Raw genomic sequence first — 15986 nt, 5'->3', positions numbered from 1 at the left:
GCTCCGTTCCCTAAATCCTGATGGACTTTACGCAGAGATTTTGACAGAATATCTATTGACCTATGAGAAATTAGTAGATCAAATAGAACGGTATGATGCACGAATTGAGCAACTGGGTCAAAGCGACAGTTATCAAGAGAAGGTCTCACGGCTTTCTTGCTTTATTGGCATTAAAACACTAACTGCTCTTTCCATTGTGACAGAAATCGGTGATTTTAATCGCTTTGCGACAGCTCAACATTTTGCTTCTTATCTTGGGCTAACTCCTAGCGAAAATTCTAGCGGCGACAAGGAGAGAAGAGGTGCTATCACCAAAGCTGGGAATAGCCATGTGAGACGACTTCTGATAGAAGCTGCACAATCATTGGCTAAGGGGACGATTGGGTATAAATCCAAAGAATTGAAAAGGAGACAAAGTGGAAACCGAGTGGAGGTGATTGCTTATGCGGATAAGGCTAATGAACGCTTAAGAAGACGTTATCGCACACTTGTTCTAGGAAAAAATAAGAAACAAAATGTTGCTAAAACAGCTATTGCACGAGAATTATCTGGTTTTATTTGGGGGATGATGACAGGAAGAATAGCTTGAAGTTAGCGCTTGTTTTCATGTACACTTTTGACCATTAAGTTTTATCATCGCAGAGCGATGAGGAATCCCTATTTCTATCCAAAATCACTGGGTGAATTTGGACAGAAATAAGGATTGAAATCATGTTTGAATGGAAAGTATCTTGAAGGAGTTTAGGACTTCAAGGTTTGAGTCATCTACGAAACGACTAAGTGGCACAATTGTGATCCACGCTTATAGAGAGTAGGACTCGCGGCAGAACCATTGACCTGTAGGTAACCAATCCACGAATATCAGAGTGGCCAATGCCCGAAGCTAAGAACTAGGCTCTTTCTAGATACTTTTCATTTTTTAATCAGTTCGATTGTTTTTACTTGACAAAGGGCTTTACATATCAGTCGTACTACTGCTGGTATTTTGACATTAACCGTCTTTGAAGTAGCCTGTCCCCCATCAGGTTGTTTTGCGCTGATGATAGTATTTTTTAATTCTTGTGCCGATACATTATTCACTAGAGCAACAGTTCCAAACAATACTATTCCTGGTATTAGGAGCGATGTTCTCCATTTCTTAGTATTCATTATCCTTTTTTCCTTTCTCAAAGCATGATTTATGTAGCTAATCTGTGTCGTTATAACATGCAAATTTTACATCTAAAGTCCTCAATAAATTTTGAACGCTTAGTGCCAGAATGTGCACCATTCGTAAATTATAACATCTTCTAAAAAACATTCAAGCTGTCCTTCTGCTTTTAAAATCTGTTTTATATGTTTTTTATGTAATCATAGATTTGGGATTATATTCTTTAGTATTGGTTTTAATTGATACAAAATTCGTGTAGAATACAGTTTAAAATATGAAAAAATGTAAAAAAGGGCTATAATGGTATTATGAAAGTACTATTGTATTTAGAAGGTAAAACTGTTTTAGAGAAATCAGGAATTGGCCGGGCACTTCAACACCAGATGGAAGCGCTAGATATGGCAGGCATTCCTTATACGACAGACCTGTTGGGAGATTACGATGTCATTCATATCAATACCTATGGTCCACGCTCCTGGTTATTGCTACATGCAGCCAAACGGAGTGGAAAAAAGGTAATCATGCATGGACATTCCACGAAGGAAGATTTTCAAAATTCCTTTATCGGTTCAAATACCCTAGCTCCTTTTGTAGGGAAATATCTAGCAAGTATGTACCAAAAGGCAGACTTTGTCATCACTCCTTCAGAGTATTCAAAAAAACTCATCCAGTCTTACGGTGTGACAACGCCAATTATAGCCGTTTCGAATGGTATTGATTTAGATAAATATAAGAAGGATGAACGCAAGGAAGCAGTCTTTCGAGAGCATTTTAAAATTGAAGAAGGTCAGCCAGTTGTTGTCTGTGCAGGACTTTACTTCCGACGTAAAGGAATTGAAGACTTTGTCAAGGTAGCCGAAAAGATGCCGCATGTCCGCTTCATTTGGCTCGGTTCAATCAATAAGTGGCTGATTCCGTCATATATTAGAAAAATTGTTGAGGGGGATCATCCAGCGAATGTCGAGTTTCCAGGTTATTTTAAAGGTGCTGTTTTTCAAGGTGCAATGAGCGGAGCGGATGCCTTTTTCTTCCCATCGTATGAGGAAACAGAAGGGATTGTAGTTCTGGAAGCTCTTGCTAGCCATCAGCATGTTGTTCTAAGAGATATTCCAGTTTACGATGGTTGGATTGACGAAAACGTTGCCGAATTGGGACATACAGTGGATGATTTTGTCGATTCTATTCAGAAAATCTTAAACAAGCAGGTTGATAAACGTGAGGCGGGCTACCAGGTTGCTGTTAGTCGCTCGATTGATAATGTTTCCCACCAATTGGTGGATGCCTATCGACAAGTATTGGAGATGTAAATGCGGATTGGATTGTTTACAGATACCTATTTTCCACAGGTTTCAGGAGTCGCGACTTCGATTCGGACTCTTAAGACAGAGTTGGAGAAATTGGGACATACGGTATTTATTTTTACGACGACAGATGAGGATGTGAATCGCTACGAAGATTGGGACATTATCCGAATTCCTAGCGTACCTTTTTTTGCCTTTAAAGATCGTCGAGTGGCCTACGCGGGTTTTACAGATGCCTTAAAAATTGCAAGTCGCTATAAACTAGATATTATTCATACTCATACAGAATTCTCTTTGGGGATTTTGGGGAAAATGATTGCCAAGGAACTTGATATTCCGGTGGTACATACTTATCACACCCAGTATGAAGACTACGTACACTATATTGCCAAGGGGAGGATTATTCGTCCCGGGATGGTTAAATATTTAGTACGGGCATTTTTAAAAGATCTGGATGGGGTAATTTGCCCCAGTGAGATTGTTGAAGATCTTTTAATGAGTTACAACGTTCCGATTTCTAAACGAGTCATTCCGACAGGAATTGATTTGGCAAAGTTTGATAGACCAGAAATTGGCAAGGATGAAACAGATGAGTTGCGGGAACAACTAGGAATTGCTAGTGATGAAACGATGTTGTTAAGTCTGTCTAGGATTTCTCACGAGAAGAATATCCAAGCAATCGTTCAGGCAATGCCAAAAATTTTGCTGGAAAATCCCAAGGTGAAGTTGGTCATTGTCGGAGGTGGACCTTATACAGATGATCTTCAGGAAATGATAGCGGAGCTTAATCTAGATGAACACGTCCAGTTGACGGGAATGATTGCTCCAAGTGATACAGCACTTTATTATAAAGCTGCGGATTTCTTTATTTCTGCTTCGACCAGTGAAACACAGGGACTAACTTTCTTAGAAAGCTTAGCTTCTGGAACTCCTATTTTGGCACATAGCAATCCCTACTTAAAAAACGTTATAACAGATAAGATGTTTGGGACACTCTTCATTCGAGAACAGGAGTTGGCAGATGCCGTCGTTGAGGCGATTGTTGCTACGCCACCAATGAATCCGTATGTGCTTGATAAGAAGCTCTATGAGATTTCTTCTACGAATTTTGGACGCAAGGTTTTTGAATATTATCTAGATTTGAAGATTTCGTATGATTTTAGAAAAGAACATACTAATCAAGATAGCGTAGCAGAAGCATTGATAAAAGAGGCTATTTACCTACCGCAAAAAGTAGTAGTTAAATCAACAGACACGACAGCAAAAATATTGAAAAAATCAGTCGAACAAGTAAAATCAATTCGAAATTTCTTTGATTAATTTGGAGGTTTCAAATGGAAAAGCTTCGGAAAGAGAGTTTGAAGAGTCTGGCTATAGTAGCCCTTATTATACTATCCATGTATGCAGGTATTTATCTGATTGCCTTTCATCTGATTAGTGATACTATGCTTTCTAAGGTGCTGGTGGTTGGGAATATATTGCTCTATACTCCCATTGTGCTATTCCTAACAGGTCTTCTTTATGGATTTTTTCACGGCTTTTCTCCTAGCCTTCTTGCCTTGGTTTTACTGCTTTATCCTGTAACCATCTTTTTCTTTAAGGAATGGATTATTCTCTATCAGATTGTCTACACCTTATGTGCTCTGATTGGAAATGGGATAGGAGCCCTGCTATTTTCTCTAAGAAAGAAAATGAGGAAAAATCCTTGAAAAATCAGGAAATCCTGTTATAATAGCTTTTAGAGACTTATCAATTCTAGGAAATCTTTGAGAGAGTGTGCGGTTGGTGTAAGCACATAGAGGATAGGATTGACACTACTCGGTATGATTTTATGCAAACATAAAAGGGTGGCTCCCTTATCGCCAATCTGAGGTAGTCAGGCTTTTTAGCTTGGCTGCGAATGAAGGTGGAACCACGTTACGACGTCCTTTTGCGAGGGCGTCGTGTTTTCTTTTTTGACAAAACAAGGAGATGAAGTTGACCAGCATTCCACAAGAAACGATTGACCGTTGCCTAGCTATTCGCAAGGCTTACAGAGAGTTGGAAGTCAAACACCACGATAAAGAGTGGTCCATTGAGGAGTGAAACAGTCTGGGGATAGACTGTTTCAGCTCAACAACTTAAAATAAAGACTTGTTGACCAATGATATTGGCAACATGAACCGCCTGATTATGACCAAGCAGGGTCGTTACTATGATGAAACGCCCTATACCTTGGAGCATAAAATGGCTGAAAATATCTGGTGGTTGATTGAATTAGCCGACCGCCTGGATATTGATATTCAAAAAGAAATGGAAACCTTTTTAACTCAAAAAGAAGAGTTATTGGGGATTAAAAAATAAATAAAAAGGAGATACTTATGTTAAAAATTACTTTCCCAGATGGTGCTGTTCGTGAGTACCAAGCTGGTGTAACTACTTTTGAAATTGCGGAGAGCATCAGCAAGTCTTTGGCAAAAAAGGCTCTTGCTGGTAAGTTCAATGGTAAATTGATTGATACCACTCGTGCCATCGAAGAGGACGGTACGCTTGAAATCGTAACGCCTGACCACGAGGATGCTTTGGACATCTTGCGTCACTCAGCGGCTCACTTGTTTGCCCAAGCGGCTCGTCGTCTTTTCCCAGACATCAAGTTGGGGGTTGGTCCAGCTATTCAGGATGGTTTCTACTATGACACGGACAATGCGGCTGGTCAGATTTCAAATGAAGACCTGCCACGCATTCAGGAAGAAATGATGAAGATTGTCAAGGAAAACTTCCCTTCAGAACGCCGTGAGGTGACCAAGGAAGAAGCTCTTGAGATTTTCAAAAACGATCCATACAAGTTGGAATTGATTCAGGAACATTCTGATGATGAGGGCGGTTTGACCATTTATACTCAGGGTGAATACGTTGACCTCTGCCGTGGCCCACACGTTCCGTCAACAGGTCGTATCCAGATTTTTGAATTGCTCAATGTGGCTGGTGCATACTGGCGTGGTAAGAGCGAAAATCCGATGATGCAACGTGTTTATGGTACAGCTTGGTTTGACAAGAAAGACCTCAAAGCATACCTGCAAATGCGTGAAGAGGCCAAAGAGCGTGACCACCGTAAACTTGGTAAGGAATTGGATCTTTTCATGATTAGCCAAGAGGTTGGTCAAGGTTTGCCATTCTGGTTGCCAAATGGAGCGACTATCCGTCGTACCTTGGAGCGTTACATCACAGACAAGGAATTGGCTTCAGGCTACCAGCACGTATATACGCCACCATTGGCTTCTGTTGAACTCTATAAGACTTCAGGTCACTGGGATCATTACCATGAAGATATGTTCCCAACTATGGACATGGGTGACGGTGAGGAGTTTGTGCTTCGTCCGATGAACTGCCCGCACCACATTCAAGTTTATAAAAACCATGTGCGTTCTTACCGCGAATTGCCAGTGCGTATCGCTGAGCTTGGTATGATGCACCGCTATGAGAAATCAGGTGCATTGACTGGTTTGCAGCGTGTACGTGAGATGACTCTTAACGACGGTCATATTTTCGTGACACCTGAGCAAATCCAAGAAGAGTTCAAAAAAGCTCTCCAGTTGATTATCGATGTGTACGCAGATTTCAACCTAAACGACTACCGTTTCCGCCTGTCTTATCGTGACCCAGAGGACAAAGAGAAGTACTATGACAACGATGAGATGTGGGAAAATGCCCAGCGTATGCTGAAGGGTGCCATGGATGAAATGGGTGTAGACTACTTTGAAGCAGAGGGTGAAGCAGCCTTCTACGGTCCGAAGTTGGATATTCAGGTGAAGACAGCCCTTGGTAATGAAGAAACTCTGTCAACTATTCAGTTGGACTTCCTCTTGCCAGAACGCTTTGGTCTGACCTATATTGGTGCTGACGGTGAGGAGCACCGCCCAGTCATGATTCACCGTGGTGTTATCTCGACTATGGAACGCTTCACGGCTATCTTGATTGAAACCTATAAGGGTGCCTTCCCAACTTGGTTGGCTCCAACCCAAGTGACCATGATTCCGATTTCTGTGGAAGCTCATTTGGACTACGCTTGGAAGGTTGCCAAAGAATTGCAAGATCGTGGCGTTCGAGTACATGTGGATGAGCGGAATGAGAAGATGCAGTACAAGATTCGTCAGAGCCAGACCAGCAAGATTCCATACCAGCTCATCGTCGGTGATAAGGAAATGGAAGACAATGCAGTCAACGTTCGTCGCTACGGAAGCAAGGCAACACAAACTCAGTCTGTATCAGAATTTGTGGACCATATCCTAGCAGATATTGCCCGCAAGTCACGACCAGCTGAAGCAGCTGAATAAATAAAGCAAGAAGTCCGAAAGGGCTTCTTTTTGCATGTAAAAAAACCTCCCAACCGACTGGCTGGGAGTGCTAGTATCACTTATTAGTTACTTTTCTTTTTAGGGTAGGAAATCACCTTCCCTTGAAATACTTTATCCAGTATAGGAATTCTTTTGACAATCATCAAGACTAGGGAATTGATGATAAGAAGTAATCCAAAACTTATGAGCAGCAGCAGAGGTGTAGAAAAATCTATAAAATATTTCTTTATGAAAAGAGTAATAATTGTCAGGATGTAGGTATGTACCAGATAGAAGTAAAGTGAATACTGGCCAAACCAAGCTATAATAGAGGGTAATCTTCTTTCCAGAGTGATTATGATAGAAACAATCAGGTAGGTCATAGCTAGTCCGTTTGCATATCGTAGGAAGGTATGAAATGGCAGGTGCTGACTTGGGTAGGTTTGGTAGGACTGTAAATAGATGAGATAGAAGACGGTGACCAGACCGGCTAAACTGTGAAAAACGGTCTGTCTAACCATTTTCTTGTGAATTTCTTTCTTGGCAAAATAAATACCTAAAAAATAAAATAGTGGTAAAGAAGTCAGGTGTTGTAACCCGATTGGTAAGTTGCTAATATTTAAGGGACCACCAAATAGTGTAGCGAATAGCGTAAAAAGACCAATGCAAATCAGTGAAACTGGTTCTGTTAGTTGCAACCGATGGAGAATATGAGTTGCGGAGGCCATAAGGATTAAAAACCAAATATACCACATAGATGTATCTGGCAGGAGAAAATTAGAAAGGAAGTGACTTGGGTCTACTTTATCAACGGTATAGCTTGAAAAGAGGATTTTGCTAATTACAATACTACTGCCAAAGACTGCGTATATTTGCAACAGTCGATATATATATATATATATATATATATATAAGTATTATTTCTAGGTTTTGGTTTTAGGTAAAAATGATAGAAACTAAAGCCACTGACAAATACAAAAAATGGCATAAGGAAAGAGTGTAGCCAAGCTTCTAGTCGCCAAAGAGGGATATCGGTATATGGAAGAGCGTTTCGAATATAACCGACTGTATGCAGAAATAAGACAGCTAAAATTCCAAAACCTTTCAGCTGGTCAATATAGATGAGTCGTTTCATAAGTTTCTCCTTTATTTAACTCTAAACTATTTGGGAACAGAGGCATTTCCAAAATGGTTTGAGTACATTTTCTTTGATTATATCATAAAACCAGCTTTCTTGAGAAAACTGGTTCAGATTGTTTATTCAATACTGCTAGCCCAAGACTTAGCTACATAACGTGACAGGCTTGAAATGGCGAAATTGATGACAAAGTAGATGAGAGCAACCATAAGATAGAGGGCGAAAACTTGCTCCGCCTCAAAGTAGCGGCCCATGAGGATTTGACTAGAACCAAAGAGTTCTTGCAAGGCGATAACGGAGTAGAGGAAACTAGTGTCCTTGATGACCGTCACAATCTGTGAGATGATGGCTGGCAGCATCTTGCGAATGGCCTGCGGCATGATGATATAAACCATGATTTGCACAGGGGTAAAACCCTGTGATAAACCAGCTTCGGTCTGGCCCGGTCCGATGGCGTTTAGACCACCACGGATAATCTCGGCCATGGCTGCTGTGGTAAAAATAGTAAAAGCAGTAATACCAGCAGGCGTTGACTTCATTTGGAAGACTAAGAAGACGGTGAAAATCCAAAGTAAGTTAGGCACGTTTCGCACAAACTCGATATAGATTGTCGCAATCCACTTGAAAATTGGATTTTTCCCATTACGCATGATGGCTAAAATCATGCCAAAGAGAACTGATAGAACCACCGAAATGCTAGAGATATAAAGGGTTAACTTCAAACCACTCCACAAGAGTTGGAAGGTTGAAGGTTTGAGTAATTCTAAAACATAATTCATCGTTCAACCTCCTTCTAGTGTGAAAAAGCTGACTTATTCTTTTCTTCAATGCGACGTCCCCAGCTTGCAACAGGGAAGCACATGATGAAGTAAAGGAAAGCAGCACCAGCAAAGGCTGGGATGTAGTTGGCATTCATAGCAGACCAAGATTTTGTCATAAACATAATATCAGCTCCAGAAATGATGGCAACAGTAGCCGTATTCTTAATCAAGTTTACTACTTGGTTGGTCAAAGGTGGAAGAATGGTCGGAATGGCCTGTGGTAAAATGATAATCCGCATGGTTTCAGCTTGAGTAAATCCTTGTGAGAGTGCGGCTTCAGTCTGCCCAGTAGGCACAGCCTCAATCCCTGCACGAATGACCTCTGCGATATAGGCACCGTGATAGAGTCCGACGCAGATAACAGCTGTCCAGTAGATGGACGGCATGAGAACATAATTTGAAATCAGTGGAAGTCCATAATAAACAATCATGAACTGAACTAAAAGCGGCGTGTTCTGATAGTATTCAACATAGACACGTGCGATGATTTTTAAAACTTTATTTTTACTTGAAGAGAGACTACCAAAGACAATTCCTAAAAACATGGCCATGATAAAGGCACCGACAGAAATGGCTAAGGTAAAGAGAAAACCTTGGAAAAAGGTTGGAAAATCCTTGAAATAACTGACCCAATTCTCCCAAGCGTAAGGACTAGTTGTTAAAACTGTCATATTGTTTCACCTTTCTATTCGTCAGTTTCTGTGACTGGTTTGAGGCCATAGGCATCATAGATGCTTTGTAGGCTACCATCGGCAGTCCATTTTTCTACGAGATTATTTAAGTAGTCGTTAAGGTCTTTGTTAGATAATTTAGTAACAATTCCATAGTCAGAAGCTGAGAAGCTAAAGTCCATGAGTTCAGATTTAGAGCTGATATACCCAGAAAGGATAGATTGGTCTACAGAAAATGCGTCTGTACGGTGAGCACGTAGCGAGACAGAGAGTTCTGGATAAGAACCAAGCTCTGCAAAATTGACAGAGATACCATATTTGTCTGCTAGTTCAGAGATGAGGGTACGTGTAATGGAACCCTGAGCTACACCGATTGTCTTTCCATCCAGGTCGGTAAATGTCTTAATTCCACTATCCTTATTAACCAAGAAGCCAACGGCATCTGTGTAGTAAGGAGTTGTGAAATTGTAGAGGAGTTTACGTTCCTCAGTGATGGTGAAGGTTGCGATGACCATATCTACTTGACCGTTATCAAGAAGTGGTCCGCGAGTTTGTGCAGTAACGGGAGTAAATTCGATATCTACACCTAATTCATCTGCAATTTTTCGAGCAATGTCAATTTCCATTCCCTCGAATTCACCAGTATCAGGGTTCTTGTAGCCAAAGTTTGGGACGTCTTGTTTCACTCCGACGCGGAGCACGCCTCTATCGATGATAGCTTGAACTTGATCACTATTGGTAATGGATGCGGGTGTTTCTGTTTGAGCTACTGGTTGTTTTGCGAAAACGAGAAGAATAAGTCCGAAGACCAATAATCTAATTGTAAAGAAAATGTTGATTTTTTTCTTATCCATAGACTTCCTCCTAGAGTTTTACTTTGTCAGATTCGTGGTTGATAATCTTACTGAGGAATTGTTGGGCACGAGGCTCTGTCGGATTGTCAAAGAAGCCATTCACATCTGTTGTATCAACTAAAACTTCTCCTTCAGCCATGAAAATAATGCGATCAGCTACCTCACGGGCAAAGCCCATTTCGTGTGTCACAACAATCATATTCATCCCGTCTCGCGCTAATTTTTGCATAACTGCAAGTACATCACCGATGGTTTCTGGGTCCAAGGCAGATGTTGGTTCATCGAAGAGTAGAAGCTCAGGTTTCATTGCCAAGCCACGAGCGATGGCCACACGTTGTTTTTGTCCACCGGATAACATTGCTGGGTAAGAATCTTTTCTATCCCATAGGTTTACAAATTCAAGGTATTTTTGAGCTGTTTTCTCAGCAGTCGCCTTGTCGATTCCTAAAACTTTCGTAGGTGCCAAGGTAACATTTTCTAACACAGTCTTGTGTGGGTAGAGGTTGAAGTGCTGGAAAACCATGCCGACTTCTTTTCGGAGGGCAACTAATTCTTTGATAGAAGTAGAAGAGATATCGTGTCCGTTAACTACAAGTTTTCCATTATCAATTGATTCCAAACCATTAATAGTACGGATAAGAGTTGATTTACCAGAACCGGAAGGTCCAAGGAGAACCACAACCTGTCCAGGTTCGAATTCCAAGTTGATATTGCGAAGGGCGTGATAATCACCGTAGTATTTGTTAACATCTTTAAATTCTACTAAAGCCATAAAATTCTCCTTATGTAAAGTTTTCTAACGTATGAATATAGTAGCACTGTAAATTAGGAATGTCAAGTAAATTCTGACAATTTAATATTTAGTATGTTATATTTTGTGACATCGTTATGTAAGCTGGTTCTTAAAAATGAAATTTTTAAGTAAGTTTGTTATAATAGAAGAAATAAAATAAAGGTAATATAAAAATGAAGAAAATTTTAATCGTTGATGATGAAAAGCCAATCTCGGATATTATTAAATTTAATATGAGTCGAGAAGGTTATGAAGTTGTAACTGCCTTTGATGGTCGTGAGGCCTTAGAGGTTTTTGAAGCGGAATTTCCTGATATTGTCATTTTGGACCTGATGTTGCCAGAGTTGGACGGACTAGAGGTCGCTCGAACGATTCGTAAGACCAGCAATGTTCCAATCTTGATGTTATCTGCTAAAGATAGCGAATTTGATAAGGTTATCGGGCTTGAAATCGGGGCGGATGATTATGTGACCAAGCCCTTCTCTAATCGCGAATTGCAGGCGCGTGTTAAGGCTCTTCTTCGTCGTAGTGAATTGGCAGAAACGCAGACAAATATTGAGTCAACAGGAACTCCAGAGTTGGTGATTGGCGATTTGGTCATTCTGCCTGATGCGTTTGTCGCTAAGAAGCATGGCAAAGAGCTGGAGCTGACCCATCGTGAGTTTGAATTGCTCCACCATCTGGTCAAACACTTAGGTCAGGTTATGACTCGAGAACATCTATTGGAAACAGTTTGGGGTTATGATTACTTTGGTGATGTCCGCACGGTGGATGTAACGATTCGTCGTCTGCGTGAGAAAATTGAAGATACACCAAGCAGACCAGAATACATTCTTACTCGTCGCGGAGTGGGATATTTTATAAAAGGAAATGATTAATCAATTACGTTATTTAATGACCACAGCAGAATTTTGGTTTGTTGTCATTTTGATTGGTTTTCTAATTGCTCTGACGGTCCTTTTGATTGAAAACTATCGGGATAATAAGCAAATTAAACAACTCAATCAAAAAGTCAATGCCTTAATTGAGGGGAATTATGCAGATGTGTTAGACATGAGGGGAAGTCCTGAAATTACAGACATGGCTAATTCCCTCAATGATTTGTCCGAGGTCATCCGCTTAACTCATGATAATTTAGAACAAGAAAAGACGCGTCTGACGTCCATCCTGTCCTATATGAGTGACGGTGTTATTGCTACAGACCGTATCGGACGGATCATCATGATTAACGATATGGCCCAGAAACAGTTGGGATTATCTAACCCAAAGCAGGAGCAGTATCACCTGCTAGAGGTTTTAGATTTATCAGACCGTTATACGTTGAGAGATTTGTTGGCTCAGACACCTGAGATTGTGATTGATCACCCCAATGAAAACGAAGAATTTTTGACTTTACGCGCTAATTTTGCCACGATTCGTAGTGAGAGTGGTCTGATTTCTGGCTTGGTTGTCGTCTTGCATGATATGACCGAGCAGGCCAAGGAAGAGCGGGAACGTAGGCTGTTTGTGTCAAATGTGAGTCATGAATTGCGTACGCCATTGACTTCCGTTAAATCCTATCTAGAGGCTCTGGATGAGGGAGCGCTGACGGAGTCTGTTGCACCGAGTTTTGTTAAGGTATCCTTAGATGAGACCAACCGCATGATGCGGATGATTACAGACCTCCTAAGCTTATCGCGTATTGATAATCAAGTTGGTCAGATAGATGTCGAACTGATAAACTTTACTGCTTTTGTGACCTTTATTCTTAACCGTTTTGACCAAATGAAAAATGCTGATTCTGATAAGGTCTATACGATTGTTCGTGACTATCAAATCAGTCCTATTTGGGTTGAGATTGATACAGATAAGATGACTCAGGTTTTGGATAATATCTTAAATAATGCCATTAAATATTCGCCAGATGGCGGGACAATTACCTTCAGCATGAAGACCACAGATAGCCAGTTGATTGTATCCGTCTCAGACGAAGGTCTGGGGATTCCGAAAGCAGATTTACCTAGAATTTTTGACCGATTTTATCGCGTAGACAAGGCACGATCTCGTGCCCAAGGTGGTACAGGTCTTGGTTTAGCTATTGCAAAAGAAATCGTGAAACAGCATAAGGGCTTTATCTGGGCTAAAAGCGAATATGGTCATGGCTCAACGTTTACAATTGTCTTGCCGTACAGCAAGGACATCGCACTAGATGAGTGGGATGATTCAGATGAGGAAGAATAGGAGAATATGATCGGAAAAGGTTTTAATTATAGTATTTTAGCTTCAGGGTCCAGCGGGAATTGTTTTTACCTAGAAACAGATAAAAAGAAAATCTTAGTGGATGCTGGCTTATCAGGGAAAAAGATTACCAGTCTTTTGGCGGAAATCGATCGAAAGCCTGAGGATATTGATGCTATCCTGGTAACGCATGAACATAGCGATCACATCCATGGTATCGGTGTTCTAGCACGTAAGTATGGCATGGACATTTATGCCAATGAATTGACCTGGCAGGCTATGGAGAGCAAATTGGGCAAGATTGATGTGGCTCAAAAACATATCTTCGAATTGGGTGCTATGAAGACTTTGGGCGACCTAGATATTGAGTCATTTGGTGTCAGTCATGATGCGGCCTGTCCGCAATTTTACCGTTTTATGAAGGATGACAAATCCTTTGTTATGTTGACGGATACAGGCTATGTCAGTGATCGAATGGCTGGGATTGTGGCGAATGCAGATGCCTATTTGATTGAGTCCAATCATGATGTCGAAATCTTGCGTGCGGGTTCTTATTCCTGGAATCTTAAACAACGGATTTTGTCGGATAAGGGGCACCTTTGTAATGAAGATGGAGCTGATGCCATGATTCGCTCACTAGGAAATCGGACTAAAAAGATTTACCTAGGGCATTTGTCAAAGGAAAACAATATCAAGGAATTGGCCCACATGACCATGGTTAATCAGTTGGCGCAGGCTGATTTAGGAGTTGGAGTGGATTTCCAGATCTACGATACCTCGCCAGATACAGCGACTCCCTTGACCAAGATTTGACAAATTCATTGAACTTGTTTAGAATAAATATATAAAATACGTGAGGTGAAGTTACATGAATAATTAAGCTGCTTATTAGTCGTTCTTAAAACTTGTTGAAAATCAATTATTTGATAATTTAGTCTTTTAGTTAGCTTTTAGTACTTGCTCCAACAGTCTAGGAATAGACTGTTGGAGGTCATAAATAGAGCGAATGATGTTCGCACCAAAAGTTGCAGGCTGCTTGTACAGTCGAGTGACTGTACAAGGTTGGAGATAGCACTTGCGAAGCAAGTTACTTCTACATAGTACGGCAAAGCGAGTTCAAACAATCCAGTGGAATGTTTGAAGTTGGAAATAAGGAAACGATGTTTCCTCTTACGTCGTAGTAATAAAAGATAAACTAAATGACTACACAAGGGATAAGACTGCTCATAAGGGCTTACTATTCATGTGACTTTTTCCATTGGAAAAGGTCATGTTTTGCATGGCTTTTTTCTTGTTCATTGAGCAGAATAGGGGCCCTTTTTGTGAAGAAAAGAGGTCTATATGGAAGTAATGAAATGTATTCAATTAGAGAAGGAATTTGCGGGACGTAGTTTGTTTACAATCCAGCAGTTGAGTCTTCAAGCTGGTCAAAAGGTTGGTTTGGTTGGAAATAATGGTGTTGGCAAGTCTACTTTTTTGAAAATCTTACTGGGACTGGATAGGGATTTTGCTGGTCAGATTGAGGTAAAAGCAGACTGGGCATATGTACCCCAGTTACAGGAAAGGAGCTCGCTTTCAGGTGGGGAACAGGTTTGGAAGTCTATTCAAGAGGCTTTTGCCCAAAGACCACAGTTGTTAATCATGGATGAACCAACTGCCAATCTGGATCAAGAACACCAGGAAAAGCTAATCAAACAAATCAAACGCTATCGAGGCAGTCTATTGGTTGTTAGTCATGATCGGCATTTTCTCAATCAAATTGCCAGTCACATTTGGCATTTAGAAGAAGGAAGTATTCAGGTCTATACAGGGAATTATGAGGCGTTTGTAGAAAGTCGCCGGGCTAGGCGAGAAGGACAGCAGCAGGCCTATGAAGCCTATCAGAAAAAAGTCGCTCAACTAAAAAAAGCCCAACAAGAGCGTCAGGTCAAGGCTCAGAAGATGGGGAAGAGAAAGAAAGGTGTTTCTTCCTCAGAGTGGAAAGTCAGTGCTATGATGGGTTCCTATGATAGTCAAGCCAAGTCTATGGCAAAGACTGCTAAACAGTTAGAGAAAAGGATTGAGAGGTTGGAAAAGGTAAGTCAGCCCAGAAAGGAGGCTCATATTAAAATGGAATCAAAAGGTGCCTTAGATACTGATTTACACAGACTATTTCTTTTGCAAGCAGGTCAAGTTTTGATGGATGAAGTGTATCTATTTGATTTCCCTCAGATAGGGATGACGTTTGGAGAGAAGTTAGCCTTAGTGGGGGCAAATGGTTCTGGAAAGACTAGTTTTGTCCGAAAATTATTTAGGAAAGAATTAGCAGGCTATTATAATCCTAAGTTAAAAATTGCTTATTTTGCACAGGATTTGATAAACCTTGATGAAGAAAAGACTGCTTTGGAAAATGTTAGTTGTACCTCTCTTCAAGATAGGATGACGATTCTCAATTTATTAGGTATGTTAGGACTTTCTTATGATAAGGCTCAGCAGAAGGTAGCAAATCTGTCTGGTGGTGAGCGTGTTCGTCTCTCCTTAGCTAAGGTATTGTTGGCGGATGCAAATCTTTTGATATTAGATGAACCGACAAATTTTCTAGATATGGCAGCTATTGAGGCTTTGGAAACATTCTTGAAAGAATATGAAGGAAGTGTCCTCTTGGTTTCCCATGATCAACAGTTTGTGGAAACATCTGTTCACAGTCAATGGGAGATAGTGCAAGCTTGTCTCGTGAAGAAATCATAAG

At 40.8% G+C, this 15986-nt stretch carries 15 protein-coding genes and 2 pseudogenes; 10 read left to right on the top strand and 7 right to left on the bottom strand.

The features are described from left to right. Nucleotides 1-589, top strand: a 589-nt coding sequence (locus P7J58_RS05620; RefSeq protein WP_248040112.1) for a transposase, incomplete at its 5' end; no start/stop codon positions are given. Between the two features lie 353 nt (nt 590-942). On the opposite strand, the pseudogene P7J58_RS05615 reads toward P7J58_RS05620, so the two are convergent. Beyond that, nucleotides 943-1149, bottom strand: a pseudogene (locus tag P7J58_RS05615) (cell surface protein); the annotation flags it as partial. Between the two features lie 309 nt (nt 1150-1458). On the opposite strand from P7J58_RS05615, the gene P7J58_RS05610 reads away from it, so the two are divergent. From P7J58_RS05610 to thrS, 5 genes and pseudogenes are all read left to right on the top strand, one after another. Then, the gene (locus P7J58_RS05610) at nt 1459-2457 is read left to right on the top strand and encodes a glycosyltransferase family 4 protein (RefSeq protein ID WP_044777039.1); all 999 of its coding nucleotides are present in this window, start codon (nt 1459-1461) and stop codon (nt 2455-2457) included. Next, a complete protein-coding gene (locus P7J58_RS05605; RefSeq protein ID WP_004298833.1) occupies nt 2458-3771 on the top strand; it encodes a glycosyltransferase family 4 protein in 1314 nt (437 codons plus the stop codon). Between the two features lie 14 nt (nt 3772-3785). Then, nucleotides 3786-4160: a hypothetical protein gene (locus P7J58_RS05600; protein ID WP_408555858.1), complete on the top strand. Its 375-nt coding sequence runs from the start codon at nt 3786-3788 to the stop codon at nt 4158-4160. Nucleotides 4161-4422: 262 nt separating this feature from the next. Continuing rightward, a pseudogene (locus P7J58_RS05595) lies at nt 4423-4794 on the top strand (MazG-like protein). A 17-nt stretch (nt 4795-4811) separates the two neighbouring features. Then, complete coding sequence (thrS, locus tag P7J58_RS05590) at nt 4812-6764, top strand: threonine--tRNA ligase (protein ID WP_289888094.1); 1953 nt, start codon at nt 4812-4814, stop codon at nt 6762-6764. An 83-nt stretch (nt 6765-6847) separates the two neighbouring features. Here thrS and P7J58_RS05585 read toward each other — a convergent pair whose 3' ends face one another. The 6 genes from P7J58_RS05585 to P7J58_RS05560 form a co-directional block, all read right to left on the bottom strand. Then, on the bottom strand, nt 6848-7642 hold the full coding sequence (locus tag P7J58_RS05585) for an acyltransferase family protein (protein WP_408572566.1): 795 nt from the start codon (nt 7640-7642) through the stop codon (nt 6848-6850). Continuing rightward, nucleotides 7606-7899 carry an acyltransferase family protein gene (locus P7J58_RS05580; RefSeq protein ID WP_104932449.1) on the bottom strand — a complete coding sequence of 98 codons (294 nt, stop codon included), beginning with the start codon at nt 7897-7899 and terminating at the stop codon, nt 7606-7608. The genes P7J58_RS05585 and P7J58_RS05580 overlap by 37 nt, the downstream gene beginning before the upstream one ends. A 122-nt stretch (nt 7900-8021) precedes the next feature. Then, nucleotides 8022-8681: an amino acid ABC transporter permease gene (locus tag P7J58_RS05575; RefSeq protein WP_105142740.1), complete on the bottom strand. Its 660-nt coding sequence runs from the start codon at nt 8679-8681 to the stop codon at nt 8022-8024. A 14-nt stretch (nt 8682-8695) separates the two neighbouring features. Then, nucleotides 8696-9394, bottom strand: coding sequence for an amino acid ABC transporter permease (locus P7J58_RS05570; RefSeq protein WP_004298848.1), 699 nt, complete (start codon nt 9392-9394; stop codon nt 8696-8698). Nucleotides 9395-9408: 14 nt separating this feature from the next. Continuing rightward, entirely contained in the window at nt 9409-10248 is an 840-nt protein-coding gene (locus P7J58_RS05565; RefSeq protein WP_408555860.1) for a transporter substrate-binding domain-containing protein, read from the bottom strand. A 10-nt stretch (nt 10249-10258) separates the two neighbouring features. After that, on the bottom strand, nt 10259-11020 hold the full coding sequence (locus P7J58_RS05560; protein ID WP_408555861.1) for an amino acid ABC transporter ATP-binding protein: 762 nt from the start codon (nt 11018-11020) through the stop codon (nt 10259-10261). Between the two features lie 194 nt (nt 11021-11214). Here P7J58_RS05560 and yycF point away from each other — a divergent pair, with 194 nt between their 5' ends. The 4 genes from yycF to vga(F) all read left to right on the top strand — a co-directional run bounded on the left by yycF (nt 11215) and on the right by vga(F) (nt 15985). Further along, complete coding sequence (gene yycF, locus P7J58_RS05555; RefSeq protein WP_408555862.1) at nt 11215-11919, top strand: response regulator YycF; 705 nt, start codon at nt 11215-11217, stop codon at nt 11917-11919. After that, nucleotides 11912-13261 carry a cell wall metabolism sensor histidine kinase VicK gene (gene vicK / locus P7J58_RS05550; RefSeq protein WP_029176482.1) on the top strand — a complete coding sequence of 450 codons (1350 nt, stop codon included), beginning with the start codon at nt 11912-11914 and terminating at the stop codon, nt 13259-13261. The genes yycF and vicK overlap by 8 nt, the downstream gene beginning before the upstream one ends. Before the next feature lie 6 nt (nt 13262-13267). Beyond that, on the top strand, nt 13268-14071 hold the full coding sequence (locus tag P7J58_RS05545; RefSeq protein ID WP_408555863.1) for an MBL fold metallo-hydrolase: 804 nt from the start codon (nt 13268-13270) through the stop codon (nt 14069-14071). Between the two features lie 528 nt (nt 14072-14599). After that, nucleotides 14600-15985 carry an ABC-F type ribosomal protection protein Vga(F) gene (gene vga(F), locus P7J58_RS05540; RefSeq protein ID WP_044766389.1) on the top strand — a complete coding sequence of 462 codons (1386 nt, stop codon included), beginning with the start codon at nt 14600-14602 and terminating at the stop codon, nt 15983-15985. Nucleotide 15986: the final 1 nt, after the last annotated feature.

Origin of the sequence: Streptococcus suis, assembly GCF_046032535.1 — a bacterium.
GTDB lineage: Bacteria > Bacillota > Bacilli > Lactobacillales > Streptococcaceae > Streptococcus > Streptococcus suis_AK.
Note: the sequence above shows the minus strand (reverse complement) of the source record. Positions and strands in the feature narration are given on the sequence as shown.